The 26,000-nt window shown below is 69.4% G+C and carries 27 protein-coding genes and 1 riboswitch; of the genes, 14 read left to right on the forward strand and 13 right to left on the reverse strand.

Annotation, left to right across the window (positions count from 1 at the left end; translation table 11 throughout):
- Nucleotides 1-72: 72 nt before the first annotated feature.
- A complete protein-coding gene (locus N8I71_RS13345; RefSeq protein WP_262878499.1) occupies nucleotides 73-984 on the reverse strand; it encodes a lysophospholipase in 912 nt (303 codons plus the stop codon).
- 155 nt (nucleotides 985-1,139) lie between these two features.
- Nucleotides 1,140-1,218: riboswitch (SAM riboswitch) on the forward strand.
- A 71-nt stretch (nucleotides 1,219-1,289) separates the two neighbouring features.
- Here N8I71_RS13345 and metZ point away from each other — a divergent pair.
- The 5 genes from metZ (at nucleotide 1,290) to N8I71_RS13370 (ending at nucleotide 6,554) form a co-directional block, all read left to right on the forward strand.
- Nucleotides 1,290-2,492 (forward strand): O-succinylhomoserine sulfhydrylase, encoded by a 1,203-nt coding sequence (gene metZ / locus N8I71_RS13350; RefSeq protein ID WP_262878500.1) that lies wholly within the window; start codon nucleotides 1,290-1,292, stop codon nucleotides 2,490-2,492.
- Nucleotides 2,489-2,983 (forward strand): GNAT family N-acetyltransferase, encoded by a 495-nt coding sequence (locus tag N8I71_RS13355; RefSeq protein WP_262878501.1) that lies wholly within the window; start codon nucleotides 2,489-2,491, stop codon nucleotides 2,981-2,983. The genes metZ and N8I71_RS13355 overlap by 4 nt, the downstream gene beginning before the upstream one ends.
- A complete protein-coding gene (locus N8I71_RS13360) occupies nucleotides 2,980-3,714 on the forward strand; it encodes a glutamine amidotransferase (RefSeq protein ID WP_262878502.1) in 735 nt (244 codons plus the stop codon). Before N8I71_RS13355 ends, N8I71_RS13360 begins: the two co-directional genes overlap by 4 nt.
- 186 nt (nucleotides 3,715-3,900) lie before the next feature.
- A complete protein-coding gene (folE2, locus tag N8I71_RS13365) occupies nucleotides 3,901-5,007 on the forward strand; it encodes a GTP cyclohydrolase FolE2 (RefSeq protein WP_262878503.1) in 1,107 nt (368 codons plus the stop codon).
- Nucleotides 5,008-5,090: 83 nt separating this feature from the next.
- Nucleotides 5,091-6,554 carry a TrkH family potassium uptake protein gene (locus N8I71_RS13370; protein WP_262878504.1) on the forward strand — a complete coding sequence of 488 codons (1,464 nt, stop codon included), beginning with the start codon at nucleotides 5,091-5,093 and terminating at the stop codon, nucleotides 6,552-6,554.
- A 7-nt stretch (nucleotides 6,555-6,561) separates the two neighbouring features.
- Here N8I71_RS13370 and N8I71_RS13375 read toward each other — a convergent pair whose 3' ends face one another.
- Nucleotides 6,562-7,194, reverse strand: a complete 633-nt coding sequence (locus N8I71_RS13375) for a J domain-containing protein (RefSeq protein WP_262878505.1) — start codon at nucleotides 7,192-7,194, stop codon at nucleotides 6,562-6,564.
- Between the two features lie 77 nt (nucleotides 7,195-7,271).
- Between N8I71_RS13375 and N8I71_RS13380 the strand changes: the two genes are divergently transcribed.
- Entirely contained in the window at nucleotides 7,272-7,529 is a 258-nt protein-coding gene (locus tag N8I71_RS13380; protein ID WP_262878506.1) for a BolA family protein, read from the forward strand.
- Here N8I71_RS13380 and N8I71_RS13385 read toward each other — a convergent pair.
- From N8I71_RS13385 to gatB, 3 genes are all read right to left on the reverse strand, one after another.
- On the reverse strand, nucleotides 7,491-7,925 hold the full coding sequence (locus N8I71_RS13385; protein ID WP_262878507.1) for a DUF4177 domain-containing protein: 435 nt from the start codon (nucleotides 7,923-7,925) through the stop codon (nucleotides 7,491-7,493). The two genes, N8I71_RS13380 and N8I71_RS13385, sit on opposite strands and share 39 nt — an antisense overlap.
- Nucleotides 7,926-7,996: 71 nt before the next feature.
- Nucleotides 7,997-10,036, reverse strand: a complete 2,040-nt coding sequence (locus N8I71_RS13390) for a tetratricopeptide repeat protein (RefSeq protein WP_262878508.1) — start codon at nucleotides 10,034-10,036, stop codon at nucleotides 7,997-7,999.
- Between the two features lie 92 nt (nucleotides 10,037-10,128).
- Nucleotides 10,129-11,655 (reverse strand): Asp-tRNA(Asn)/Glu-tRNA(Gln) amidotransferase subunit GatB, encoded by a 1,527-nt coding sequence (gatB, locus tag N8I71_RS13395; RefSeq protein ID WP_262878509.1) that lies wholly within the window; start codon nucleotides 11,653-11,655, stop codon nucleotides 10,129-10,131.
- 178 nt (nucleotides 11,656-11,833) lie between these two features.
- Here gatB and N8I71_RS13400 point away from each other — a divergent pair, with 178 nt between their 5' ends.
- A complete protein-coding gene (locus N8I71_RS13400) occupies nucleotides 11,834-12,760 on the forward strand; it encodes a transglycosylase SLT domain-containing protein (protein WP_262878510.1) in 927 nt (308 codons plus the stop codon).
- Between the two features lie 13 nt (nucleotides 12,761-12,773).
- Here N8I71_RS13400 and N8I71_RS13405 read toward each other — a convergent pair whose 3' ends face one another.
- Together N8I71_RS13405 and N8I71_RS13410 are read right to left on the reverse strand one after the other, a co-directional pair.
- The gene (locus N8I71_RS13405; RefSeq protein WP_262878511.1) at nucleotides 12,774-13,184 is read right to left on the reverse strand and encodes a hypothetical protein; all 411 of its coding nucleotides are present in this window, start codon (nucleotides 13,182-13,184) and stop codon (nucleotides 12,774-12,776) included.
- 77 nt (nucleotides 13,185-13,261) lie between these two features.
- Nucleotides 13,262-14,155 (reverse strand): 1-acyl-sn-glycerol-3-phosphate acyltransferase, encoded by an 894-nt coding sequence (locus tag N8I71_RS13410; RefSeq protein ID WP_262878512.1) that lies wholly within the window; start codon nucleotides 14,153-14,155, stop codon nucleotides 13,262-13,264.
- Nucleotides 14,156-14,240: 85 nt separating this feature from the next.
- On the opposite strand from N8I71_RS13410, the gene N8I71_RS13415 reads away from it, so the two are divergent.
- The gene (locus N8I71_RS13415) at nucleotides 14,241-15,011 is read left to right on the forward strand and encodes a DUF1624 domain-containing protein (RefSeq protein ID WP_262878513.1); all 771 of its coding nucleotides are present in this window, start codon (nucleotides 14,241-14,243) and stop codon (nucleotides 15,009-15,011) included.
- A 32-nt stretch (nucleotides 15,012-15,043) separates the two neighbouring features.
- On the opposite strand, the gene pepN is transcribed toward N8I71_RS13415, so the two are convergent.
- The gene (pepN, locus tag N8I71_RS13420) at nucleotides 15,044-17,644 is read right to left on the reverse strand and encodes an aminopeptidase N (protein ID WP_262878514.1); all 2,601 of its coding nucleotides are present in this window, start codon (nucleotides 17,642-17,644) and stop codon (nucleotides 15,044-15,046) included.
- 200 nt (nucleotides 17,645-17,844) lie between these two features.
- Here pepN and N8I71_RS13425 point away from each other — a divergent pair, with 200 nt between their 5' ends.
- The 6 genes from N8I71_RS13425 (at nucleotide 17,845) to N8I71_RS13450 (ending at nucleotide 23,627) form a co-directional block, all read left to right on the forward strand.
- Complete coding sequence (locus tag N8I71_RS13425; RefSeq protein WP_262878515.1) at nucleotides 17,845-19,380, forward strand: FAD-binding domain-containing protein; 1,536 nt, start codon at nucleotides 17,845-17,847, stop codon at nucleotides 19,378-19,380.
- A 45-nt stretch (nucleotides 19,381-19,425) separates the two neighbouring features.
- Nucleotides 19,426-19,596 carry a DUF2256 domain-containing protein gene (locus tag N8I71_RS13430; RefSeq protein ID WP_262878516.1) on the forward strand — a complete coding sequence of 57 codons (171 nt, stop codon included), beginning with the start codon at nucleotides 19,426-19,428 and terminating at the stop codon, nucleotides 19,594-19,596.
- 78 nt (nucleotides 19,597-19,674) lie between these two features.
- Nucleotides 19,675-21,819, forward strand: a complete 2,145-nt coding sequence (locus tag N8I71_RS13435) for a malate synthase G (RefSeq protein WP_262878517.1) — start codon at nucleotides 19,675-19,677, stop codon at nucleotides 21,817-21,819.
- Between the two features lie 99 nt (nucleotides 21,820-21,918).
- The gene (locus N8I71_RS13440; RefSeq protein ID WP_262878518.1) at nucleotides 21,919-22,338 is read left to right on the forward strand and encodes a GlcG/HbpS family heme-binding protein; all 420 of its coding nucleotides are present in this window, start codon (nucleotides 21,919-21,921) and stop codon (nucleotides 22,336-22,338) included.
- The gene (locus N8I71_RS13445) at nucleotides 22,335-22,721 is read left to right on the forward strand and encodes a RidA family protein (protein ID WP_262878519.1); all 387 of its coding nucleotides are present in this window, start codon (nucleotides 22,335-22,337) and stop codon (nucleotides 22,719-22,721) included. The genes N8I71_RS13440 and N8I71_RS13445 overlap by 4 nt, the downstream gene beginning before the upstream one ends.
- A gap of 126 nt (nucleotides 22,722-22,847) precedes the next feature.
- Entirely contained in the window at nucleotides 22,848-23,627 is a 780-nt protein-coding gene (locus N8I71_RS13450; RefSeq protein ID WP_262878520.1) for a gamma-glutamyl-gamma-aminobutyrate hydrolase family protein, read from the forward strand.
- Between the two features lie 7 nt (nucleotides 23,628-23,634).
- On the opposite strand, the gene N8I71_RS13455 is transcribed toward N8I71_RS13450, so the two are convergent.
- From N8I71_RS13455 to N8I71_RS13475, 5 genes are all read right to left on the reverse strand, one after another.
- Nucleotides 23,635-24,489: a TPM domain-containing protein gene (locus tag N8I71_RS13455; RefSeq protein WP_262878521.1), complete on the reverse strand. Its 855-nt coding sequence runs from the start codon at nucleotides 24,487-24,489 to the stop codon at nucleotides 23,635-23,637.
- Between the two features lie 74 nt (nucleotides 24,490-24,563).
- Nucleotides 24,564-24,746 (reverse strand): hypothetical protein, encoded by a 183-nt coding sequence (locus N8I71_RS13460; RefSeq protein ID WP_262878522.1) that lies wholly within the window; start codon nucleotides 24,744-24,746, stop codon nucleotides 24,564-24,566.
- The gene (locus N8I71_RS13465) at nucleotides 24,743-25,054 is read right to left on the reverse strand and encodes a hypothetical protein (protein WP_262878523.1); all 312 of its coding nucleotides are present in this window, start codon (nucleotides 25,052-25,054) and stop codon (nucleotides 24,743-24,745) included. The genes N8I71_RS13460 and N8I71_RS13465 overlap by 4 nt, the downstream gene beginning before the upstream one ends.
- Nucleotides 25,051-25,584 (reverse strand): hypothetical protein, encoded by a 534-nt coding sequence (locus N8I71_RS13470; protein ID WP_262878524.1) that lies wholly within the window; start codon nucleotides 25,582-25,584, stop codon nucleotides 25,051-25,053. The genes N8I71_RS13465 and N8I71_RS13470 overlap by 4 nt, the downstream gene beginning before the upstream one ends.
- 4 nt (nucleotides 25,585-25,588) lie before the next feature.
- A complete protein-coding gene (locus N8I71_RS13475; protein ID WP_262878525.1) occupies nucleotides 25,589-25,948 on the reverse strand; it encodes a GerW family sporulation protein in 360 nt (119 codons plus the stop codon).
- Nucleotides 25,949-26,000: the final 52 nt, after the last annotated feature.

Genomic DNA, 26,000 nt, shown 5'->3' on the forward strand with positions numbered 1-26,000 from the left:
GCGGCGGGGCGCGCGCGTTGCAAGCGGCGGCGCGGGGAAAAGCGGCTTTCGGCTCCCCTTCGCGATATCGCGTCAAGCGCGCGCGACGTGGTGCGCGGCCTCCGGTCCGGCCCTTTCGTCGGGGATCCGCGCTTCGGCCAGCGCATGCCTGAGCTGGCTCCCGAAGTGCGTTTCGGCCGGGTCCAGCAGGCGACGGTAGACGGCGAAGAGGCCGGGGCGCAGGTAGCCCGACCAATGGCAGACGCGCGTCTGCGGAGCGCGGATGCGATGGCCGAGCGCCCGGAGGGCGGTGCGCGTCTCGGGGCGGTCGATCGGCAGGTCGGTCCAGCGCGCGACGTCCGCAAGCCCGGCCGACAGCGGCCGGTCGCTCAGGCGCGCGGGCCGCACGGCGAGGCGGAACACCAGGTCGAAGGGCGCGTTCTCGCCACTTGTGACGTTCAGAACGTCGGTCCGCGCCGCGCCGGGCGCGGCCAGCGCGTCGGCCGCCGCATCGCGGTATTCGGCTCCCGCGATCAGGATGATGCGCCGCACGGCCCCCTCGGGCGCGGACCGCAGCGCCGAAAGCGCCACGCGCGCGCCCAGCGAATGAGCCATGAGCTGAAGCGGCAGGTCGGGGCGGATCGACCGGATCACCCGCATCATCGCGGCCAGGTCCGCGCCCGCCTCGTGGGCCCGGGCCGCGACGGCGGGCAGGCCGCCCGTCGCGGCCCAGCCGAACCCGATCCCGAGGTCGGCGCCCGGCCGGTCGAGGTGCAGGTGCCGGGGCCAGCTGATCGCCTTCCAGCAGTCGCGGCGCGGCGCAAGCGACAGGATATGCCTGTGCGGGTCGCTCGCCGGATCATGCGGCGAGAAGCGGTAGCCATGGATCAGGACCGTGACCGGCCGGCCTTCGGGGAGGGCCGCGAGCGCGGCCTCGAGCGTGCCTTGCCCCGCCACCTCGTGGCCCCTGCCGTTGCCGGCCGCGTTCACACTGAGAAACGCCATCTGCCCGCCCGCTTCGTCACGATCTGGTGGCGGGATAGGGCGCCTCCGCAACATCTCGGTAACGCGGGGGCGACACTTCGGTGACGTGGTCCCGGCGACACGGGCCGACGCCCCCATCATGGCCCTTGACCCGGCGCGGGCGCTTGTCTAACGCATCCGCCCATCGTGGCGATTTGTGAACCGGATTGCGGGCCACGTTAAAGAAACCGCTAAAGAGGTCGAGGAGAGCGTCGCGACGCCCGCCCCCGGCCATGACCAAGGGTCCGCGGGCCACATCCCCGGAACCCGGCAAGGAGGACAGGGGCATGAAGGACGCTCCCCACAAACCCCGGAAAACCTGGAAATCCCGAACCCGCGCCGTGCATTCCGGCACCCGTCGCAGCCAGTACGGCGAGGTGAGCGAGGCGCTCTTCCTCACGCAGGGCTTCGTCTACGAGACCGCCGAGGCCGCCGAGGCGCGGTTCGTGCAGGCGGGGCCGGACGAATACATCTACGCCCGCTACGGCAACCCCACCGTCGCGATGTTCGAGGAGCGGATCGCGGCGCTGGAGGGCGCCGAGGACGCCTTCGCCACGGCGTCGGGCATGGCCGCCGTGAACGGCGCGCTCGTCTCGATGCTGCGCGCGGGGGACCGCGTGGTGGCGGCGCGAGCGCTTTTCGGCTCGTGCCTCTACATCCTCGAGGAGATCCTGCCGCGCTTCGGTGTCGAGGTCGTGTTCGTCGACGGCACCGACCTTGGGCAGTGGCGCGCCGCCGTGACGCCAGGGACCAAGGCCGTCTTCTTCGAATCGATGTCCAACCCGACGCTCGAGGTCATCGACATCGCCGCCGTCGCCGAGATCGCCCATGCGGCGGGCGCGACCGTGGTCGTCGACAACGTCTTCGCCACGCCGGTCTTCTCGGACGCGATCGGGCAGGGGGCGGACGTGGTGATCTATTCCGCGACCAAGCACATCGACGGGCAGGGACGGTGCCTCGGCGGCGTCATCCTCGGAACGCGCGAGTTCGTGCGAAAGACGGTGGAGCCCTACCTCAAGCACACCGGCGGCGCGATGAGCCCGTTCAACGCCTGGGTCATGCTGAAATCCCTCGAACACATGGACCTGCGCTGCCGCGCGCAGGCGGACAGCGCACAGAAGGTCGCCGAGGCGATGGAGGGGCGCCCCGGCATCGCCCGCGTGATCTATCCGGGCCTTGCGTCCCATCCCCAGCACGGTCTGGCGGCGCGGCAGATGGAGCGGCCCGGCACCGTCATCGCGCTGGAGATCGAGGGCGGCCAGGCGGCGGCCTTCCGGTTCCTCAATGCGCTGCAGCTGGTGACGATCTCCAACAACCTCGGCGACGCGAAGTCGATCATCACCCATCCCGCCACCACGACGCATCAGCGGCTGAGCGAGGAGGCCCGGCTTTCGCTGGGCATCACGCGCGGCCTCGTGCGCCTGTCCGTGGGTCTGGAGGATGCCGACGACCTGATCGCCGACCTTGCGCAGGCTCTGGAGGCGGCATGAGGGACCTCGTCATCCGTCCCTATCGCCCCGAGGATGCCGACGCGCTGGCGGGTGTGTTTCACAGGGCGGTCCGGCGGGGCACCGCGCCCCACTACTCGCTGCCCCAGCGCCTGGCATGGTCCCCCCGCGTTCAGCCCGGCGCGGCCTGGCACGCGCGGCTCTCGGAGATCGACACCGTCGTCGCCGAACTCGGCGGCGTGCCCGTGGGCTTTCTCGCCCTCGATCTCTCGGACGGGTTCCTCGACTTCGCCTATGTCGATCCGACGGTGCGGGGCAAGGGCGTGGCGGCGGCGCTCTATGCCGTGCTGGAGGGCCGGGCGCGGGCGAACGGCCTGTCCCGTCTCACCACCGAGGCAAGCCGCGTGGCCGAGCCGTTCTTCGCGGCGCGCGGCTGGCGTGTCGTCGAGCGCCAGAAGGTGCGCCGCAACGGCATCCGACTGCCGAACGCGGCGATGGAAAAGGTGCTCTCCGAACGGGAGGCGGCGGCGTGAAGCCCTTCCTCGTCCTGCAACTCCGCCCCGAGGACGAGGCGGCGGACGAGGAATTCGCGGCCTTCCTCGAACGCGGCGGGCTGGGCGAGGGGCAGGTCCACCGCCTGCGCCTCGACCAGGCGCGCATCCCGGCACTGGCACTGGAGGATTTCGCGGGCGTCATCGTCGGCGGCGGGCCGGGCTGCGTGTCGGACCCGCCGGAGAAGAAGTTGCCGATCGAGGCCCGGATCGAGGCCGATATCCTGTCGCTCATGCCCGAGATCGTCGCGCGCGACATGCCCTATCTCGGGTGCTGCTACGGGCTGGGCATCCTTGCCCACCACATGGGCGGCACTGTCGGCAAGGGCCTTTACGGCGAGCCCATCGGCGGCGTCGACTGCGCCGTGACGGAGGCGGGGGCGAAGGACCCGCTCCTGTCCGGGCTGCCGCGCGAGTTTCGCGCGCTCGTCGGCCACAAGGAGGCGGTCGAGGCATTGCCCGAACGCGTGGTGCCCCTTGTCACCTCGGGGCCCTGCCCGGTGCAGATGGTGCGCACCGGCCGCAACGTCTACGCGACGCAATTCCACCCCGAGGCCAAGGGCGAGAACTTCGCCAACCGCATCCGCATCTACAGCGACCGGGGCTATTTCGATCCCACCGATGCCGAGGCCCTGACCGAGGCGTGCCTCGCCGAGGAGATCACGGTGCCCGAGCGCATCCTTGCTGGCTTCGTCGCGCGATACGCCCGCTGAACGTGTCGGATAAATCCCTTCGCGGTCGCGGAAAGTTGATCCGGTCGGGCGCGGTTAGCGTAAACCTCATGGAAGACAAGACTTGGGTTTCGGCCGGGACGCGCCATATGCGTGCCTCGCGACCGCGCTGCGCGGCCGGAACGACAGGGGCCCACCGACAGGCGGGCAGACGGAAGGGGTGAGACCATGAATATCCGAGTGACGACTGCGCCCGAGACCGGCGCGGCATCCCCCACGCGCGAGGACGCCGCCGAGGCGCTGCGCCTTTTGCGCGACTGGGCGGACAGCGCGCAGCCCGAGGACCTGGCCGAACTCGACCCCGCCGTGTCGCGCCTTCTGGGCAAGACCGCTTATCCCGAGTTCTCGCGCAGCTACCCCCACGGCTTCCGCGCGGACGCCGTCTACAAGGACACGCTGCCGGACCTTCAGAACGGTCCCGCCTCGCTGATCCGGGGTGCGAACCGGCAGATCCAGCATGTCGGCATCTCGAACTTCCGCCTGCCGATCCGCTACCACACGCGCGACAACGGAGACCTGACGCTCGAGACCTCCGTCACCGGCACCGTCAGCCTCGAAGCGGAGAAGAAGGGCATCAACATGAGCCGCATCATGCGGTCCTTCTATGCCCATGCCGAGAAGACCTTCAGCTTCGAGGTGATCGAGGCCGCGCTCGACGATTACAAGGCCGACCTCGAAAGCTTCGACGCGCGGATCCAGATGCGCCTGTCCTTCCCGGTGCGCATCGAAAGCCTGCGCTCGGGCCTGTCGGGCTACCAGTACTACGACATCGCGCTTGAACTGGTCGAGCGTGACGGCGTGCGCCAGAAGATCGTGCACCTCGACTACGTCTATTCCTCGACCTGCCCCTGCTCGCTGGAACTGAGCGAACATGCGCGGGCCACCCGCAACCAGCTTGCCACGCCGCATTCGCAGCGGTCCGTGGCGCGGATCTCGGTTGAGGTGGCCGAGGGGCAGGGGTGCCTGTGGTTCGAGGATCTCATCGACATGGCCCGCGCCGCCGTGCCGACCGAGACGCAGGTCATGGTCAAGCGCGAGGACGAGCAGGCCTTCGCGGAGCTCAACGCCGCCAACCCGATCTTCGTCGAGGATGCCGCACGCCTCTTCGCCGAGCAGCTGGAGGCCGACGCCCGCGTGGGCGACTTCCGCGTCGTCGCGAGCCACCAGGAAAGCCTGCATAGCCACGATGCGGTCAGCGTCCTGACCGAAGGCGCGACCTTCGCGGCCGCAAGCCTCGATCCGCACCTCTTCCGCTCGCTGATCCACGCGGGCTGAGGCGCGAAAGACGCGTCCCGACAGCGGCTTCGCCGGTCCGTCCCGCTTGACACCGGCGAAGCCTGCGGCCAACCCTCCGCCCCATGTTCGACATGCGTCCCGTGGGCTATGTGCTGGGGCTCCTGGTCTTGGTGCTGGGGCTCACGATGCTGTTGCCGCTGGGGGCCGACCTCATCGCGGGCAACGGCCACTGGGGCGCCTTTGCCGAGGCGGCCGCCGTCACCTCGGTCTTCGGCCTTCTCCTGACGCTGGCCTGCGCCAACGGGGTTTCGGCGGGCCTGTCGATCCAGCAGACCTTTCTCCTGACGTCCGGCGTCTGGCTGGTGCTTCCCGTCTTCGGCGCGCTTCCCTTCGTCTTCGGGTCGGTCGATCCCGACGGCAGCGGCGCTCGCTTCGTAGACGCCTTCTTCGAGGCGATGTCGGGCCTGACGACCACCGGCTCGACCGTGTTCACGGGCCTCGACGGAATGCCGGTCGGCATCAACCTCTGGCGCGGGCTGCTGCAGTGGTTCGGCGGCATCGGCATCATCGTCGTGGCCATGGTGTTCCTGCCAGAACTCCGCGTGGGCGGCATGCAGATCTTCCGCTCGGAGGCCTTCGACACGATGGGCAAGATCCTGCCCCGCGCGACCGAGATCGCGGCGCGGATCTCGGTCATCTATCTCGGGCTCACCGTCATGTGCGGCCTGACCTATGCCGCGCTCGGCATGCCCGGTTTCGATGCGCTGATGCATGCGCTCACGACCATGTCGACGGGGGGCTTTTCCAGCCGGGACGTCTCCTTCGGTGCGTTCCAGGGGCCCATGGAATACGTCGCCGCCATCTTCATGATCCTCGCGAGCCTGCCCTTCGTCCGCTACATCCAGCTTGTCGCCGGAACCGCGCGGCCGATCCTCGTGGACAGCCAGGTGCGGGCCTATCTCGTGACGATCGTGGTCTTGACGGTCGTCCTCACGCTCTACCGCGTCGGCGTGAACGGCGACCACTGGGAGCACGGGTTTCGCGAGGGCATCTTCAATGTCACCTCGATCATCTCGGGCACCGGATATGCCTCGGTCGATTATCAGCTCTGGGGGCCGGTGCCGATCGTGCTGTTCTTCTTCATCGGCCTGATCGGCGGCTGTGCCGGCTCGACTTCCTGCTCGATCAAGGTGTTCCGCTACCAGCTTCTGTTCGCGTCGGTCTCGACGCAGGTCCGCCGCCTCTACGCGCCGCACGGCGTCTTCGAGCCGCGCTACGACGGCCGCCCCGTCGCGGAGGAGGTGCTGTCCTCGGTGATGGCCTTCTTCGTCCTGTTCTTCGTGTTGCTCGGCGTCTTTTCGGTCCTGCTCGGCCTGACCGGCCTCGACGTCGTGACATCAGTCTCGGGCGCGGCGACGGCGCTGGGCAACATCGGGCCGGGGCTTGGCGACACGATCGGACCTTCGGGCAATTTCGCGACGCTGAACGATACCGCGAAGTGGATCCTCGCCTTCGCTATGCTGGTCGGGCGGCTCGAACTGATCGCGGTGCTCGTGCTCTTCACGGCGGCCTTCTGGCGCGCGTGAAGGTGCCTCAATCGGTGAAGTTGCGGCTGACCTTGATCTGGTCCCAGGCCCAGACGACTTCCTGAAGACGATCCTCGTCCGAGCGGTCTCCGCCGTTCATGTCCGGATGAAGAACCTTGATCAAGGCCTTGTAGGCCTTGCGGATTTCGGCCTTCGTCCAGTTGTCCTTGGCGTCGAGGATCTCGATCGCGCGGCGCTCGGTCGGGGGCAGCTTGCGGCCCAAGCCGTTGCCGGCGCGTCCGGGGTTGCGCGTGGCGTTCGCGCCCAGCACCTGGTGGGGGTCCTCGATACCGAGGCGCGCCCACGCCTTTTCCTCCACCGACTTGCGGAACGGCTTGGTCGGCCGGTCCCAGACCCGGTCGCGGTCGAGCTGCGCCTCCATCTCGGCCTCGGTCGTGCCGTCGAAGAAGTTCCACTTCAGATTGTATTCCCGCACGTGATCGCGGCAGAACCAGAGAAAATCCTCGAGATTGTCGGGGCTCTTGGGCGCACGATACTGGCCCGGCTCCTCGCAGCCGGGATGCTCGCAGACCCGCTGCGATGTCTCGAATGCACCCGACATGCCGCGCCGACCCGAACGACGCTTCTTCTTGTCGGTGGAGACGCGGAGATCGAAGTTGAACGGGTCTTTGTCGGTCATGGTGGCTGCCCTTCTCGACTCGGAAGAGGCAGTTTAGGGTTTTGGCGACCAAGGTGAAGGGGCGAGGAGCACAATTCGTGACGCGGACAGAAAAAATCAGGGAGCGGCTGGAGCAGGCCTTCGAGCCGCGCGTGCTCGACGTGGTGGACGAGAGCGAAAGCCACCGGGGGCACGCCGGCTACCAGGAGGGCGGCGAAAGCCATTTCCGTGTCACGATCGAAAGCGGGAAGTTCGCGGGGCTTTCCCGCATCGCGCGCCACCGGGCCGTGCACGAGGCGCTGGGCAAGGAGCTGGTGTCAGAGATCCACGCCCTGGCCCTTGCGGTCCGCGACTAGCGGCGGACGCTCGGGCCGCGTGGCCTCGGGCTCCTCGGCGCCGGCATAGATGCTCTCGATGTCGGCCTCGGCATCGGCCTCGGCTGCCTCCTCGGCGCGGGCCGAGCGGCTGAGGGTCATCGGCGCGGCCTTGGGCGTCTCCTCGGCGGCGGGTTCCTCGAAGTAGAGCTCGCGGCGGAAGATCAGGACGTTGCGCGTCACGATCTCCTTGCCGCCCATCAGGCCCTTCTTCTCCTCGTCGGGCAGGCTCTCGGCGCGGAGGTATTCCCAGCCGTCCTGCGCCAGTTCGTTCATCGTGGTCTCGAGCGCATGGGCGAACTTCGGCGCGCCCTTCAGCCCCTTCACCTTCGGCGCGCGCTCGGGCGCGGGAACGACCTTGTACTCGTAGAACGGCATGGGACACGGGCCTCCGGCTGGATCGGGGTTCCATAGCGGGTGCGGGGGGCGGAGGGCAAGGGGGGAGGGGCTCACCCGCCGCCGAGGCGGGCGATGATGGCGTCGGCGGCGGGGAGCTGCCTCGCGAAGGTGTCGGCCCAGGCGACATGGCCGCCGTCCCGCAACACGGCCTCCGCCTCGGCCAGCTGGTCGCGCGCGCGGACCGCCAGCGCCACGTCCTCCCGCCGCGCCGCGAGCACGAGCAGGGCCAGTGCCTCGTTGCCCCTCGTGTTGGCCCAGTCGAGCGGCACGCGGTCACGTGTGTATTCCTCCAGCGCGGCCTCGTAGGCGGCGACGGCCTGTTCCAGCCGTTCGGTGCCGGTCTCGCGTTCCCCGAGGGTCGCGAGCGCGTTGCCGAGGTTGTTCTGGGTCGTGGCCCAGTCGAGCGGCAGACGGTCGCGCGTCCGTTCCTCAAGCGCGGCCTTGTAGGCGGCGACGGCCTGTTCCAGCCGTTCGGTGCCGGTCTCGCGTTGTCCGAGGGTCTGGAGCGCGTTGCCGAGGTTCATCTGGGTCATGGCCCAGTCGAGCGGCACGCGGTCGCGGGTCCATTCCTCCAGCGCGGCCTCGTAGGCGGCGACGGCCTGTTCCAGCCGTCCGGTGCCGGTCTCGCGTTGCCCGAGGGTCGCGAGCGCGTTGCCGAGGTTCATCTGGGTCATGGCCCAGTCGAGCGGCACGCGGTCGCGGGTCCATTCCTCCAGCGCGGCCTCGCAGGCGGCGACGGCCTGTTCCAGCCGCTCGGTGCCGGTCTCGCGTTGCCCGAGGGTCTGGAGCGCGGTGCCGAGGTTCATCTGGGTCGTGGCCCAGTCGAGCGGCACGCGGTCGCGGGTCCGTTCCTCCAGCGCGGCCTCGTAGGCGGCGACGGCCTGTTCCAGCCGTTCGGTGCCGGCCTCGCGTTCCCCGAGGGTCTGGAGCGAGATACCAAGGTAGTTCCCCGCGTATCCGCGCTGATCGGCGTCGGCGGCCCGGGAGAGGCAGGCCCGGGCGATCGCGACGGAAACCTCGAGGTCGAAGTTCAGCCCCCTGTCGCGGCCGCGTTCGTACCAGGTTCCCCACACCGCCCGCAGCGCCTCGAACTGCGCCGCCGGGTCGGGCACCTCGAGGGGGAGTTTCTTCAGCTCGTAGGCGCAGGCCGCGTCCGCGTCGCGCGTCAGGATCGCCTGCGCGATCCCCTTGTCGTAGAGGCGCAGGAGCCCGGCCTCGACGCGCGCCTCCTCCTCCGCCAGCAGCTCGGCCGCGCTGTCGATCCGGCCCTCGTCGTTGAGCGCGTCGACCCGCGCGATCACGTCGTTCACCGCGTCGTCGGTGTTGGCCGGAAGCTGCCCGCGCGCCCGCGCCTCCGCCGCGACCTCCACCGCGCGCTCGAGACCGCGCAGCGCGGCGTCGAAGTCGCCCGTGCTGCCCTCGGCATAACGGAACGCGAGGGCGACGATGAAGCTTTCGTTCTCCAGGAGCGTCTGTGCGAAGGGAGACAGGCGCGGCCGGTCCGCCTCCAGCGCCGCAAGCAGGCTCTCCACCTTGCGTTCGAGATCCCGGACGCGGGCGTTCGTGTCCTCGCCGGTGGTGCGTGTCGCGGACATCTCCTGCAGAATGTGCAGGATCTGGACGGCTTGAACCTCCTGCTTGAACGCCTTGTCCTGATTGCAGGCGCGCATACCCGCCTCGAGCGCGAGCAGCAGGAGCCGGACGGTCGCGGCGTCGTCGCCATCGAAGGGAAGGGTGGCGTGGATCGCCCTCGCCAGTGCCGCGTCGAGATCGAGATCTGCGGCTGCCTCGCTCGCGGCGACGAGATCGGCGCGGTTGAACACCGTAGTCTCGGACGAGAGCAGCACGACCAATCTGTCGGGGTTGACGTGGCGGAACTCGGGATCTGCCTTCAGCGCTGCAATGGTCTTTTCCCGCGCGCTCGTGCAGGCGCGCCGCGCGGAGTCCCCGCGAACGGCGGCGCCGATGGCGGCAAGCCCGACCAGACCTTGTGCGACCAATGCCCCGCCGGACGCATCCCCGAGGATGAGCGCAAAGGCGCCAACGCAGGTGTTGCCGACTTGGGTCCCGACCTTTTCAACTGTACTCATGCACCACCACCCCGATCATACCCTTGGTATGAAATGGGGAAATCGGGGGTCGGTCAACAGGGGGAAAGACGGGGGACCTTCCCCCGCCCGCGTCACAACCCCAGCTTCGCCGTCACGATCTGGTTGACCGCGGCGGGGTTGGCCTTGCCGCCGGTGGCCTTCATCACCTGGCCCACGAACCAGCCCGCGAGCTTGGGGTTCTGCTTCGCCTTCTCCACCTGCGCGGGGTTCTGGGCGATGATCTCGTCCACCGCGGCCTCGATGGCGCCGGTGTCGGTGACCTGTTTCAGGCCGCGCGCCTCGACGATTTCCGCAGGATCCCCGCCCTCGGTATAGACGATCTCGAACACGTCCTTGGCGATCTTGCCCGAGATGTCGCCCGACTTGATCAGCCGGATGATCCCGCCCAGCTGCGCGGGCGAGACGGGGCTTTCGGCGATGTCGTGCTCTTCCTTCTTCAGCCGTCCGAAGAGCTCGTTGATGACCCAGTTCGCGGCGAGCTTGCCACTGTCCTTTTCGGGACCGGCCTCGGCCACCACGGCCTCGAAGTAGTGCGCGGCGTCGAGATCGGTCGTCAGGACGCTCGCGTCGTAGTCACTGAGGCCGTAATCGCCCATGAACCGCGCTTTCTTGGCGTCGGGCAGTTCCGGCAGGCTGGCGGCGATGTCGTCGACCCAGGCCTGCTCGATCTCGAGCGGCAGGAGGTCGGGGTCGGGGAAGTAGCGGTAATCGTGTGCCTCTTCCTTCGAGCGCATCGAGCGCGTCTCGCCCTTGTCGGGATCGTAGAGGCGGGTTTCCTGCACCACCGTGCCGCCGCCCTCGACGATCGCGATCTGGCGGCGCGCCTCGTACTCGATGGCCTGCTGGATGAAGCGCAGCGAGTTCATGTTCTTGATCTCGCACCGGGTGCCGAGATGGCTGAAATCGCCCGTCTCGCGGTATTTCTCGTAGGCGCCGGGCTGGCAGATCGACACGTTCACGTCGGCGCGCAGGTTTCCGTTCTGCATGTTGCCGTCGCAGGTGCCGAGGTAGAGCATGATGAGGCGGAGCTTCGAGACATAGGCCGCGGCCTCCTCCGGGCCCCTGATGTCGGGGCGGGAGACGATCTCCATCAGCGCGACGCCCGTGCGGTTGAGGTCGACGAAGGACATGGCGGGGTCCATGTCGTGGATCGATTTGCCCGCGTCCTGTTCGAGGTGGATGCGTTCGATCCGGACCATCCGCGCGGTGCCGTCGCCCATTTCGACCAGCACCTCGCCCTCGCCCACGATGGGGTGGTAGAGCTGGGAAATCTGGTAGCCCTGCGGCAGGTCCGGATAGAAGTAGTTCTTGCGGTCGAACGCGGAATTGAGGTGGATGTCCGCCTTGAGGCCGAGGCCCGTGCGCACCGCCTGGGCCACGCAGAACTCGTTGATGACGGGCAGCATGCCGGGCATTCCGGCGTCCACGAAGGCGACGTTCGAATTGGGTTCGGCCCCGAAGGCGGTGGAGGCGCCCGAGAAGAGCTTGGCCTTCGAGGCGACCTGGGCATGGACCTCCATGCCGATCACCAGTTCCCAGTCCTGGCGCGCGCCCGCGATGACCTTGGGCTTCGGCGTCTCGTAGGTGATGTCCAGCATCGGGGCGTCTCCTTGGCGGCTCGTTGAGCCGTTTAGGGCAGGGGGCGGGGGCGGGCAAGGGGGCGGCGCGATCGGCGGAAGCCGGCGCATGGAGGGGCCTTTCGCAGGAAAGGCTTGCCCGGACCGGCCAGGGATCGCTATTCCGCTTGGGTCGCATGCGAACCTGGGGGATCGTTGCATGTCTACGCGGAGCCGCGTGGCCGGGCTGTTTTCAGCCACGGCGCTCTGGCTTGCCGTCACGCTCGGCGTGTCGGCGGCGCAGGACGTGACCGCGTCTTCGATCGCCTCGGCCCCCGCGTCCACGATCGTCCCGCCCGCCGAGGTCGGCCTCGCCGATGCCGCCCCGGTCCTCCCGACCCGGTCCGACAGCGCCCTGGCCACCCTGCCGCCGCGCACCGCCTCCGTTCGTCTTCTCGCCCGTCCCGCCATCCTGCCTGTGCCACGACCCGGGAGCCTCGGCCCCCTCGCGCCGGAGCGGAGCCTGAGGCCCGTCCTGCGCGACCCCTGGGCCGCGCCCGATCTGCGCTGGGACGGCCATCCCCGCGACATGGACTGGACGCTTGCCGCCATGGCCGCGCTGCGGGGCCCCGGCGCGCGGCTGGCCGAGACCGTGCCCCGCGACATCGCCGAGTGGTGCCCGGGCTACGAGGCCGCGGACCAGGGTCAGCGCCGCGCGTTCTGGGCCGGCCTCATCTCGGTCCTGGCCTGGCATGAAAGCACGCACAGCCCCACGGCCGTCGGCGGCGGCGGGCAGTGGTTCGGGCTCGTTCAGATCGCGCCAGGCACCGCGCGCTGGCGCGGCTGCTCCGCGACGACCGCCGAGGCCTTGCTCGACGGGCCGTCGAACCTGCGCTGCGGCGTGCGGATCATGGGGATCACGGTGCCGCGCGACGGGGTCGTGTCGCAGGGCATGCGGGGCGTGGCCGCCGACTGGGGTCCGTTCCATTCGTCGCGCAAGCGCGAGGAGATGCGGACGTGGCTTCGCGCGCAGGATTACTGCCAGATGCCGCCGGCGGAGGCGATGCGCCCGCTGATGCGGCCGGTCAGAATGGCCGCGGCCGCTCGGCCGATGCGGGCCTTGGCGCGACCCGATCAGCGGCTCTGAGGCGTCGGCGGCCTCAGGCGTGGCGGACGGGAACGCCCCGGTTCGTCGCCTCGCGGATCAGGACCAGCGGATCGGGCAGCGCGACCTGGGGCATCTCGACCTCCGAGCCGTCGGACAGCACGACGAAGGTGCGTGGACGCGGGCCGCGCTCCTGCAGGCGGAGATAGGCGATCTTGTCGACTTCGAGCTCGCGTGCCTCCTTGCCCGCCTCGATCCGCCAGGACCGGTCGGACATGAACAGGCCGTAGACCGGGGTCATCACGAGCTGTGCGATGCTGACCAGAAGCGCCGGGATGAAGACCAGCATCACGAAACCCGGCATGATCTCCCACAATTGGGCGGCCAGAAGGATCAGGCCGACAAGCGCGAGGAGGCTGAGCCAGAGGCTGCCGGGGCGGGAGTGATATCTGTAGCTGTGGTCCATGCCGTGCATTTGACCCCCGGATTCGGGCGAAACCGGGACCCGGCGGCGGCGTTGTCCGGGTATTTCGGAGGGCACACTCAGGCGCGCCATGTCCCGGGAAGGAGACCGCGGTCGCCATGGACCTCGCGCGGCAGAAGCGGCAGCCCGGGACTTTCCGCGGGCTCGCCGAGCGCCATGACGGCGCGGCGCAGGACGGCGGTCGCGGCGGCGCGGTCGGGCGGCAGGTCGGAGGGCCCGATCGCGGGTCCGATCGCCACCCGGAAAGGCGCGTGCGCCTTGTTCAGCGTCTCGTGGAACAGCGTTATGTCCCGCAGCGTCGGGTGGATGGCATCGAACAGGTAGAACAGCGCCGAGTTGCGGGCGTGGATGCGCACAGGAACCACCGGGAGCGAGAACTTCCGTGCAAGGCTCGCTGCCGAGGTCATCCAGGGCCGTTCGTGCAGCCGCAGCCCCCGGCGTTTGGCGAGGCGTCCGGAGGGAAAGATGATGCCGAGACGTTCCTCCTCTTCCAGCGCGCGCCTTGCATAGGCAAGTGTCTCGCGCGCTGCGGCATGGGTCTTCTTCTCCGCGCGCCATTCGACGGGCGCGATCAGCGAGGACAGCTGCGGCAGGATGCGCAGCACGTCGGCATTGGCAAAAAGGAAGGCATCGGGCCGTCGGCGTGCCAGAATGCGCCACATCACGAGCCCGTCGGCTATGCCGGTGGGGTGATTGGCCACGATCAGGCCCGCGCCCGAGGCCGGGACGTTGGCAAGCCCCGTGACGGTGATGCGCCGGGCAAGCAGGCGCGCGGCGACGTCCATGATCTCGTGTGCCGGCCGCTGCGCGAGCGCTTCCCCAAGCGCCACGGTGCGGCGCTGACCCAGCATCCGGTCGAGCACCGCGCGGGCGGCTTGTGCGGCCGGATGCGCCCTGACGAGCCAGGGCGCGCGCTCGGCGATCAGCGGGTCGATGCGGGCCTGCATGTCCATGGCGGCCTCCAATCACGGATCGGTAACGGCGGCATGACATTCAAGGATGTGGGAAACGACCGGACGAGTTGCTAGGGTCGGCCGCATGAGCGTTTCCGAAGTCAGCGAAGCCTTGCAGGACCAACGCGCCGCGGTGCGGCCGGGGCGCATCCTCGCGCTCGATCTCGCCAGGAGCGGGGCGCTCCTCGCCATGGCCGTGTTCCATTTCGTCTACGACCTCGAGCTGTTCGGCTGGGTCGCCCAGGGCACGGCCGTCTCCGGCGGCTGGCGGTGGCTTGCGTTCCTCACGGCGGGCAGTTTCCTGTTCCTGGCGGGGGTCAGCCTCTGGCTGGCGCAGGGCGGCGGGCGGCGCTGGCCGGCCTTCTGGCGGCGCTTCGCCAGGATCGCGGCGGCGGCGCTGCTGATCACCGCGGGGACTTGGGTGGCGATGCCCGATGCGTTCATCTTCTTCGGCATCCTCCATTCCATCGCCGCGGCGAGCCTTGTGGGAATGCTGCTGTTGCGGCTGCCCGCGCTGGCGCTGGTCGCGCTGGCCGCCCTGGCGTTCTGGGCGCCGCATGGGCTCAGGGCGGAGTTCTTCGACCCGGCCTGGCTGTGGTGGACGGGGCTTCAGACCGTTCCGGTGCGCTCGGTCGACTATGTTCCGCTCGCGCCCTGGCTGGGGCCGTTCCTGCTTGGGCTGGCGGCCGGGCGCCTCGGCACGGCGACGGGCCTCTGGACGCGGCTGGCGCAGTGGCGCGGCCCGCGGCTGGCCGAGCGGCTGGCCTGGCCCGGCAAGCATTCGCTGATCGTCTATCTCCTGCACCAGCCGGTCCTGATCGCGCTTGTCTGGGGCGCGACGCAGGTTCTTGGCTAGATCTCGGCGCGCCCCGTCCTCAGGCCCCGTCCTCAGGCGCGCATGAGGCCCACCATCTCGGCGAGGTCGCGGCTGAGGCCCGGCGTGGCGGCGATACGGGCAAGCTCCGCATCCATCAGGGCGACCCGGTCGGCGTCGTAGCGTTTGCGCGTCTCGAAAGCCGTCGACATGCGCGCGGCGGTCTGCGGGTTCTTCGCATCCATCCTGATGATCCAGTCCGCGGCGAACCGGTATCCCGCGCCGGACGGATCGTGGAACCCCGCCGGATTGCCCGTGGTCAGCCCCGCCATCACCGCCCGGAACCGGTTGGGGTTCTTCCAGTCGAAAAGCGGGTGCTGGGTCAGCCGCTCGGCGATGGCCACGGCCTCTTCGGGGTCGGCATGGGCGATCTGGGCCATGAACCATTTGTCCATGACCAGCCGGTCGTCCTTCCACCGCTCGAAAAAGCGGTCGGCGATCTCGCGGTCGCCGAGTTCGAGAAGCGCCGTGAAGGCCGCGATCTCGTCGGTCATGTTCGTGGCCGCGTCGTACCGGGCGCGGGCGCGGTCCGGCCCCTCGACCAGGCCAAGAAGCCGCAGGCAGGTGTTGCGCAGGCTGCGCGCGGCGGCCTGATCGGCATCGGGGCTGTAGTCGGGCCCGGGATCGAGCGTATCGTGGAGCCGCGCCAGAAGCGGCTGCAGCGCCGCGGCCATCTGCCGGGAGAAGTTCAGCCGGACGGCATATATCGCGGCGGGGTCGGGGACGAGGCCCGCGTCGGTGGCCGCCTGGGCCATGTCGTCCTCGGAGGGCAGGGCGAGGGCCAGCGCGCGGAACGCGGGATCGAGGCTTTCGTCTGCCGCCACCTTCCCGAGCGCCTCGAACAGCGCGGGATCCGGCCCGTTGCCGCCCGAGAGCATCGACAGCAGCGTTTCGCGGATCAGGCTGCGGCCGGCCTCCCAGCGGTTGAACGGATCGCTGTCATGGGCGAGCAGCACCAGCCGATCCTCGGCCGGCAGGGCCGCGTCGAGGATCACCGGCGCCGAGAAGCCGCGCAGAAGCGAGGGGATCACGCGGTCGGGCACATCGAGCCCGGCCTCGGCGGCGAGCGCGGCGAGGTCCCATTCGAGCGTCATTTCGGGGCCGTCGAGAACGGCCAGCGTCTCGGGCAGGATCTCGGCCCCCTGGGGGTCGCAGGCGGCCACGAGCACCGGGATCACCACGGGTTCCTTGAGCGGCTGGCCGGGCGTCGGCGGCACGGTCTGCGACAGCCTCAGGTGCAGCCGTCCATCGGAAACCCCCCAGCTGGCGGAGACCTTCGGCGTTCCGGCCTGGGTATACCAGCGCTTGAACTGGCTGAGATCGCTCTGCGTCACGTCCTCGAAGACCCGGAGCCAATCCTCGATCGTGCAGGCCTGCCCATCGTGTCGCTCGAAGTACAGGTCGAGCGCGGCGCGGTAGGCATCCGGCCCCACGAGCTGTCGCAGCATGCGGATCAGCTCCGCCCCTTTCTCGTAGACGGTCGCGGTGTAGAAGTTGTTGATCTCTATATAGCTTTCCGGCCGGACATTATGGGCGAGCGGCCCCGCATCCTCGCGGAACTGGCGCGCGCGCAGTTGCAGCACATCCTCGATCCGCTTCACCGGGGCCGAGCGCATGTCGGCCGAGAACTGCTGATCGCGGAAGACCGTCAGCCCCTCCTTCAGGCACAGCTGGAACCAGTCGCGGCAGGTGATGCGGTTGCCGGTCCAGTTGTGGAAATACTCGTGCGCGACGATGCCCTCGATGAAGTCGTAATCGCGGTCGGTCGCGGTCTCGGGCGAGGCGAGGACATACTTCGAGTTGAAGATGTTCAGCCCCTTGTTCTCCATCGCGCCCATGTTGAAGTCGTCGACCGCCACGATGTTGAACACGTCTAGATCGTATTCGCGGCCATAGACCTCCTCGTCCCAACGCATCGAGCGCTTCAGGGCGTCCATCGCGTAGGCGCATTTCCCCTCGTCGCCGGGACGCACCCAGATGGCGAGGTCCACCTCCCGCCCCGAGGCGGTGGTGAAGCGGTCGCGATGCGCCACGAGGTCGCCCGCGACCAGCGCGAAGAGATAGGCGGGCTTCGGCCAGGGATCGCTCCACTCGGCCCAACCCTCGCCGCTGGACGTTGGATTGCCGTTCGACAGCAGGACTGGCAGATCGCTCTCGATGCGCACATGGAACGGCGCCATGACGTCCGGCCGGTCGGGATAGAAGGTGATCTTGCGGAAGCCTTCCGCCTCGCACTGGGTGCAGAACATGCCCCGCGACAGGTACAGGCCCTCGAGCGCGGTATTGGCCTCGGGGTCGATCTCCACCTCCGCATCCCAGGTGAAGGGCCGGTCGGGCAGGCGCCTGCCGGGCACGGTCAGGCCCTCGGGCGTCAGGAGGTAATCCAGTGCCGACAAGGGCTTGCCGTCTATTGCGCAGCGGATCAGCCGCAGTCCCTCGCCATCGAGGCGCAGGTCGCCCTCGGGCAGACCTTCGGGGTTGGGACGGAAGCGGATGCGCGAGACGACCCGCGTGGCGCGCGGCTTCAGCCGGAAGGTCAGCCGCACCTCCTCGATCAGGTGGTTGGGCGGGCGATGGTCGCCAAGGCGGATCGGCTGCGGCGCGGGGTCTTTCATCGGAACTCCTCGGGGCGACGGACATGTGGAAGCTAGGCCTCGCCCGTCCGGGCCGCAAGGCAGGGGAAGACGGCGCGCGCGCCGGCAGCCACGGGCCGCAGGTGCTTTTGCGCCGGTCTTGACCCGGTCTGCCGCGATTTCCGGGGGCGGGAAAACCGAAGGACTTTGACCGCGCGGCCTTTACCCTTATCTCGCCCGTCATGAGCGGCGATGTTCTCCTTTGGTTCAAGCGTGACCTGCGGGTGCAGGACAACCCGGCGCTGGCGCTTGCCGCCGCGCGGGGCGGGCGTGTCCTGCCGCTTTTCCTCGTGGAGCCGGAGGCTTGGGCGCAGCCCGACGCCTCGGCGCGGCAATACCGGTTCGTGGCGGAATCCCTCGCGGGTCTTGGCGCCGACCTCGCGCGCCTCGGCGCGCCGCTCGTAGTCCGGACCGGGCCTGCGCAGGAGGTCCTGTCGACCCTGTGCGCGGAAACCGGCATCGCCGAGATCGTCAGCCAGGAGGAGACCGGCAATCTCTGGAGCTATGCGCGCGACCGGGCCGTCGCCGCCTGGGCGCGGGACGCGGGCATCCGCTGGACCGAGGTGCCGCAGATGGGCGTGGTGCGCCGCCTGAAGGGGCGCGACGGCTGGGCCGCGGGGCGGGAGAGGGTCATGCGGCGGGCGCCGGTGGCCGAACCGCGCGCGCTCCGTGGCTTCGCGCTCGATCCGGGCGGCTTGCCGGAGGCGCGCGATCTCGGCCTCGGATTCGACCCCTGTCCCGGCCGTCAGCGCGGCGGGCGGGCGGAGGCCGAGGCGCTTCTCGCCTCATTCCTCGAGGTGCGCGGGCAGGATTACCGCCGCGCCATGTCCTCGCCTCTCGCCGGCGAGGCCGCGTGTTCGCGTCTGTCGCCGCATCTGGCCTGGGGCACCCTCTCCCCGCGCGAGGCGGCCCGGGCGGCCGCCGCCCGAAAGGCCGAGGCCAAGGGCACGCGGGAGGGCTGGATGGGGGCGATGCGCAGCTTCGAGGCGCGGCTCGCCTGGCGCGACCACTTCATGCAGAAGCTCGAGGATCAACCCGCCATCGAGACGCGGTGCCTGCATCCCGCCTACGAAGGCTTGCGCCCGCGCGCGCCCGACGCCGCCCGCCTCGCGGCGTGGGAGAAGGGCGAGACCGGCATCCCCTTCGTCGATGCCTGCATGCGCTATCTCGCCCATGGCGGATGGCTGAACTTCCGGATGCGGGCGATGCTCGTCTCCTTCGCGTCCTATCACCTCTGGCTCGACTGGCGCTCGACCGGTCCGCATCTGGCGCGGATGTTCACGGACTACGAGCCCGGCATCCACTGGCCCCAGGTCCAGATGCAGTCGGGCACGACGGGCATGAACACGGTCCGCATCTACAACCCGGTGAAGCAGGGCCAGGACCAGGATCCCGACGGCGTCTTCATCCGCACCTGGCTGCCCGAGCTGGCCGCAGTGCCCGACCGGCACCTGCAGGCGCCATGGGGCTGGGAGGGGGCGGGGGGCCTTCTTGGGCGGCGCTATCCCGCGCCGGTCGTCGATGTGGCCGTGGCCGGGCGGGCCGCCCGCGAGGCGGTGTGGTCGGTGCGCGCGGGCGAGGGTTTCCGCGCCGAGGCCGCGCGGATCGTGGAGAAGCATGCCAGCCGCAAGGATCGCGGCGCCGGCCGGCATTTCGTGAACGACCGGGCGGGCCGGACGCGGCGCGGCGACGACCGACAGATGCGCCTCGATCTCTGATCTCGGGGGCTGGACGGCGCGGGCTGGCCTGCTACCTCGCGCCCCATGCCGAAGATGCGCCGCAAGTCCGACCTGCCGCAGAAGACCTGCGCGACCTGCGGGCGCCCCTTCGCGTGGCGCCGCAAATGGGCGAAGGTCTGGGACGAGGTGCGCTATTGCTCCGACCGTTGTCGGGGTACCGCGCGGAAAACCCCCTCGATTGGTCAGAAGTCCTGACCGCAGCTGTTGCCTATCGGAAACTTTTTCCCTAATCGGGCGGCGGAATACCACGGGATACCGGAGGCGGAGGGGATCATGACCGAACGTGTCGAGCGCAACGGATTGCAGGTGGCAGCGGAGCTTGCCGCCTTCCTCGAGGAACGGGCCCTGCCCGGAACGGGGGTCTCCCCGGAGGAGTTCTGGAAGGGTTTTTCGGCGCTCCTGCACGAGAGCGCGCCGCGCAACCGCGCGCTTCTGGACAAGCGCGAGGACCTGCAGCGCCGGATCGATGCCTGGCACGTCGCCCGTCGCGGCAAGCCCCACGACCCCGACGCCTACCAGGCCTTCCTCGAGGAGATCGGCTATCTCGTGCCCGAGGGCGGGGATTTCCGCATCGACACCACGAAGATCGACCCAGAGATCGCCACCGTCGCGGGGCCGCAGCTCGTGGTGCCGATCACCAATGCCCGTTTCGCGCTGAACGCCGCCAACGCGCGCTGGGGCAGCCTTTATGACGCCTACTACGGCACCGACGCGATGGGTTCGCTTCCGCCCTCGGGCGGGTATGACCGGGGCCGGGGCGCGCGTGTCGTGGCACGGGCGCGCGTCTTCCTCGACGATGCTTTCCCGATCGCGGGCGCGAGCCATGCCGACATCCACCGCTACCACGTCGACAAGGGCCAGCTGCTGGCCGACGACAAGCCCCTGATGCAGGCCGGGAAATTCGCGGGCTACACCGGCCATCCCCGCGCGCCCGACACGGTGCTGCTGTGCAACAACGGGCTGCACGTGGAGCTCGTCTTCGATCGCGCCCATCCGATCGGCGCGCGCGACCAGGCGCTTCTGGCCGATGTGCGGATGGAGGCGGCGGTCTCGGCGATCATGGATTGCGAGGATTCGGTCGCCTGCGTCGATGCCGAGGACAAGGTGCTCGCCTACGGCAACTGGCTGGGCCTGATGCAGGGGGACCTGACGGAGACCTTCGAGAAGGGCGGGGCGCAGATGACCCGGCGCCTGCACGGCGACAAGACCTACACCGCGCCGGACGGGTCGGAATTCACGGTGAAGGGGCGCGCGCTGATGCTGGTGCGCAACGTGGGCCACCTGATGACGAACCCCGCCATTCTCCTGCAGGATGGTTCGGAGGCCTACGAGGGGCTGGTGGACGCGATGATCACCACGCTCATCGCGATGCACGACCTGAAGAAGGACACCGGCGCGCGGAATTCCATCGCGGGCTCGGTCTACGTGGTGAAACCCAAGATGCACGGGCCCGAGGAAGTGGCCTTCGCCGACGACACCTTCACGGAGGTGGAGAAGGTGCTGGGCCTGCCGCGCTACACGGTGAAGCTCGGCATCATGGACGAGGAGCGGCGCACGTCCGTTAACCTCAAGGAATGCATCCGCGCCGCGAAGCACCGCGTCGCCTTCATCAACACCGGCTTCCTCGACCGGACGGGCGACGAGATCCACACCTCGATGGAGGCGGGACCGTTCAGCCGCAAGGACTTCATCAAGCGGAAGTCCTGGATCACGGCCTACGAGAACCAGAACGTCGATATCGGTCTCGAATGCGGCCTGCGGGGCCATGCGCAGATCGGCAAGGGCATGTGGGCCGCGCCCGACGCGATGGCCGCGATGCTGGAGCAGAAGATCGAGCATCCGCGCGCGGGCGCGAACTGCGCCTGGGTGCCCTCGCCGACGGCGGCGACGCTGCACGCACTCCACTATCACCGCGTGGACGTGGCCGCGGTTCAGGAAAAGCTGGAGAAGGGTGGGCGGCGCGCCTACGTGACTGCGCTCCTCGACATCCCGCTCGCGGCCTACCGGCGCTGGACCGAGGCGCAGATCCGCCGCGAGGTGGAGAACAACGCGCAAGGCATCCTCGGCTATGTCGTGCGCTGGATCGACCAGGGCGTCGGCTGCTCCAAGGTGCCCGACATCAACGACGTGGCGCTGATGGAGGACCGGGCGACCTGCCGGATCAGCGCGCAGCACATCGCCAACTGGATGCACCACGGCGTGGTCAGCGAGGAGGAGGTCGTCGCCACTTTCCGCCGCATGGCCGAGGTCGTGGACCGGCAGAACGCGGGTGATCCGGCCTACGTGCCGATGGCGCCGGGCTTCAACGGGATCGCCTTCGCCGCGGCACTCGACCTGGTGATGAAGGGGCGGGCGTTGCCGAGCGGGTACACGGAGCCGGTGCTCCATGCCCGGCGGCTGGAATGGAAGGCCGCCTGAGGCGCGCCCGGGCCGGGACAGGCATCGAGCCTGCCCCGGCCCGGATGCCTCCGGCGGGAGTTTTTTGCCAGGATGAAGGTCGGGAGCGGGAGAGCTGGGATGATCACACTCGATGCGGCGCGGAAGATGGTCGAGGTTGCGCGGGCCAAGGGGCGCGAGATGGGGCTGAAGCCGCTGTCGGTGGCGGTGCTCGACGCGGGCGGGCATGTGCTCGTCTTCGAGCGCGAGGACGGGGCAAGCCCCGGGCGCTTCGAGATCGCGCGGGGCAAGGCCTATGGCGCGGTCATGCTGGGCATGCCGGGATCGGCCCAGATGGCGCGCGCCGAGGGGCAGGCCTATTTCATGGCGGCCGTGAACGGCGCCTTCGGCGGCAAGGTCGTGCCGGTGCCGGGCGGCGTCCTCGTCCTGAAGGACGGCGTGGTGCTGGGTGCGGTGGGCGTCACCGGCGACACGTCGGACAACGACGCGGCGGCGGCGGTCGCCGGGATCGAGGCGGCGGGCTTCGAGGCCAGCGCATGAGCCGGCGGCTGATCTCGTCGGGATCGAGCTTCGAGGCCGAGGTCGGCTATTCACGCGCGGTGGTCGTGGATGGCTGGGTGCTCGTCTCCGGGACCACCGGGTTCGACTACGCGACCATGGAGATCGCGGAGGACGTCGCCGCCCAGGCCGAGCAGACCTTTCGAAACATCGATGCGGCGTTGCGGCAGGCGGGGGCCTCCATGGCGGACGTGGTGCGCGTCCACTACCTCCTGCCCGATGCCACCGACTGGCCTTTCTGCTGGCCCGTGACACGGGCTTGGCTGGGCGAGGTGCGGCCTGCGGCGACGATGATCGTGGCGGCGCTCCATGACCCGCGCATGAAGATCGAGATCGAGGTCACGGCGCGTCTTCCACAGGCCTGACTGCCCAAATTCGCGTCACTTGCCGGTCTTTCGCACACTTGTGCGGGGGCATTGTGCCCTGAGGCACTTTGCGGCGGCGGTCTGCTCGGTCTATATGTTGTGGACGCGGACAGGAGGCGCACAGGCATGGCAAGGCCCGTGATCGGGATCATCGGCAACCATCACCTGATCAACGATCAGTATTCGACCCATGCGGGCGGCACCATGAACTCGGAAGCGGTGGCCGAGGTGGCGGACTGCATGCCGCTTCTGATCCCGTCAGATCCGCGGTTCGTGCGGACCTGCGAACTTCTGGAGAGCTTCGACGGCTTTCTCCTCACGGGCGGGCGGCCGAATGTGCATCCCGAGGAATACGGCGAGGACGCGACCGAGGCGCATGGAGCCTTCGACCGGGCGCGCGATGCGGTGGTCCTTCCGCTGGTCCGCGCCTGCGTGGAACGCGGCCAGCCCTTTCTCGGTGTCTGCCGCGGCTTCCAGGAGGTGAACGTGGCGATGGGCGGCTCGCTCCATCCCGAGATCCGCGACCTGCCGGGGCGGATGAACCACCGGATGCCCCCGGACGGCACGATCGAGGAGAAATTCGCGCTGCGTCATTCGGTGCGCTTCACCGAGGGCGGGCCGTTTCACCGGCTCTTCGGGGCGACCGAGGTGATGACCAACACGTTGCACGGGCAGGGCATCAAGCGTCCCGGCAACCGTGTGGTGATCGACGGATACGCGCCCGATGGCACGCCGGAGGCCACCTATATCGAGGGTGCGCCGGGCTTCACGCTGTCGGTGCAGTGGCATCCGGAGTATCGCGCGGCGCAGGATCCCGTTTCGCGCCCGCTGTTCCGGGCATTCGGCGACGCCGCGCGCGCCTGGGCCGCGGGACGGCGGCCGATCTCTGTGGCAGAGGTCGCCTGACGCGGGTCTACCAGCGCCCCGACGCGCCGCCTCCGCCCGAGCGTCCGCCCCCGAAGGACCCACCTGAACCCGAGTTCCCCGTGCGCGGCACCGTGAAGGTCGTCCGGTCCTCGTAGTCGCAATGGCTGCAACGACGCAGGCGCTCACCGAGGCCCGTGGCCATCCTGGTCGGCGTGGTCAGGGTGCTGCGGGTCTGGCTCAGCCCGTATCTGCCGCAATTGGGGCAACGCCGCAGCCGTACGGCAAGATCCCCGATCCGCCGCCGGGCCATGGCGAAGACCGCGACCGCCAGAACCCCGGCCATGACCAGCCAGTCGGGGAGCCTCATTCCGCCCGACGGGGCGTCCTCGCCACCACGGAACGGCATCACGATCTCGCGTATCACCGCCTCGGTGCCGGTCTCGATGCCGCGCGGGTAGTCGCCCTCGGCGAAGGCGGTGACGAAGTCGCGCTCGACGATGCCGCGCGCCACGCGGTCCCAGTCGCGCGCGTAGGCCGCCCCGAGTTCCAGGCGCATCTCGCGGTCGTCACGCAGGACGAGGACGAGGACGCCGTCGTTCGTCTCCGCCTTGCCGATGCCCCAGCGGTCGAACAGGGCCCGCGCGAAGGCCTCGATCGTCATGTCGGGCGCGAACACTTGCCGCGTGGCGAGCGTGACGACCGTCATCTCGACACCGGTGTCCCTCTCCAGCCGCGCGAGGCGGTCGGACAGCCGCCGCTCGACCGTGTCCGGCAGGAGGTCGGCGAAATCGTTGATGGTGGTGCTGACGGGGTCGGGGAAGGTCTGGGCACAGACCACGCCCGTCCAGGCCAGGGCGACCCAGAGTGACAAGAGGATCTGTGAGGCACGCCGAGCGAGCATGCCCTGAACCCTACGCCACGCGCGGGCGCGGGGAAAGATGGCGGCGCGTGCCACCATCCCTCGGCCGTTGTATCTCAGGTCTGACGCGCGCCGCGCAGCTCCTTGATGTGCAGCCGGATCTTCTCCCATTTCTCCGCCTCGGCGGTCTGGCCGTCGGCGGTCGCCTGCTTGGCCTTCTGGGCGGCCTCGGCCTCGGCCTTGTCGCCGTGTGCGCGGTAGAGCGCGTGCGCGTGTTGCGCGAGGTCTTCCATCTTCATCGGTCTTCCTCCTCTTGCGATGTGGTGTCGTCCCCCGGTCCGGTGCCGGCCTTGGGCGCCATCGAAGCGGCGGCGCCCGGCAGAATTTCCTCGATCTCGTCCGGAGAGAGGCGTTCCCCTCCGGGTCCGGTGCCCGCGATGCCCCCGGGGCCTGCGATCAGGATGGCGAGCGGCCGTTTTTCGCCCCCTCCGACGATGCGGTGTCCGTCGCGCCCCGAGGCGCGGGCCCACAGGCGCACCTCCTCGATCGCGGCAATGCGCCAGGGGCCGACGTCTCGCACCTTCGACAGGTGTCGCGCGGTCTTCATGCCGGTCTCCCGCGGTTGGCCCAGGCCAGCGCCGCCCCGGCGCGCAGCAGGCGGAAGGGACGGATCGCGACCTCGCCCGTGGCCTCGAGGTCGAGGCAGGGGCCCGAGAATTCCGGCACGAGGTCTATCCTGCGCCCGGCGCCCGACAGCGTGAAAACGAGCGGCGCCATTCGGCCCCAGAGTACCCCGGTATCGGCCGGATCGTCGAGACCGAAGCGCCCCGACAGATGGAGCGAGCGGATTCGCACCACGTCGAAGAGGTCGAGGATCAACGCCCCGATGCCACGTGGAAGGCGCCCGGATCGCCGGCGCCCCGACCTTTTCGGCTTTGCCCTTTTCGCGCGGTGCGGAGCGTCCTTGTTCCGACCGAGCGGAATGGGGATCGGCGGGGCGAGCCCCGCGAGAAGCCTCAACTCCACCCGCGCCGAAAGGGGCGATGTCCTGCCGTCGAAGCGCAGGTGCCACGGCGCGAGCAGCGTCAGAAGCAACAGCGCGAGAAGGACGAAGAGGAGCCAGGCCAGCACCGCCACGGCATCAGGTATCCCCGTTCCCGTCCTTCGCCCCGGCCCTGGCGCCCATGGCGCGGCCGGCGGCCTCGGCCAGGGTCTGCGCGACCGAGGACATCGGCCCTTTCACCGCCTCGACCCGCGCGCCGTTGGCGTCGATGATGATCGCGCCGAGGGGCTTGATCCCGCCCCCCGCGCCGACCCCGCCGCCGCTTCCCTTGGCGCCGCTGTCGCCGCTTCCGGCGCCGAAGCCGAACCCGTAGCTCACGATCGGCACGACGGTCGCCCCGTCCTTCTCGATCGGCTCGCCCAGAACGTTCCTGGGGTTCAGGAGCCGGTCCAGTTCCTCCACCGTCGCCTTGAGCAACTGATCCACGTCCTTCGCCATCGCAATCACTCCCACAAAAACGGAACCATCCGGGAACCGTTTCGCACGAAAG

Origin of the sequence: Roseicyclus sediminis (genome assembly GCF_025515305.1) — a bacterium.
GTDB classification, from domain to species: Bacteria; Pseudomonadota; Alphaproteobacteria; order Rhodobacterales; family Rhodobacteraceae; genus Roseibacterium; species Roseibacterium sediminis.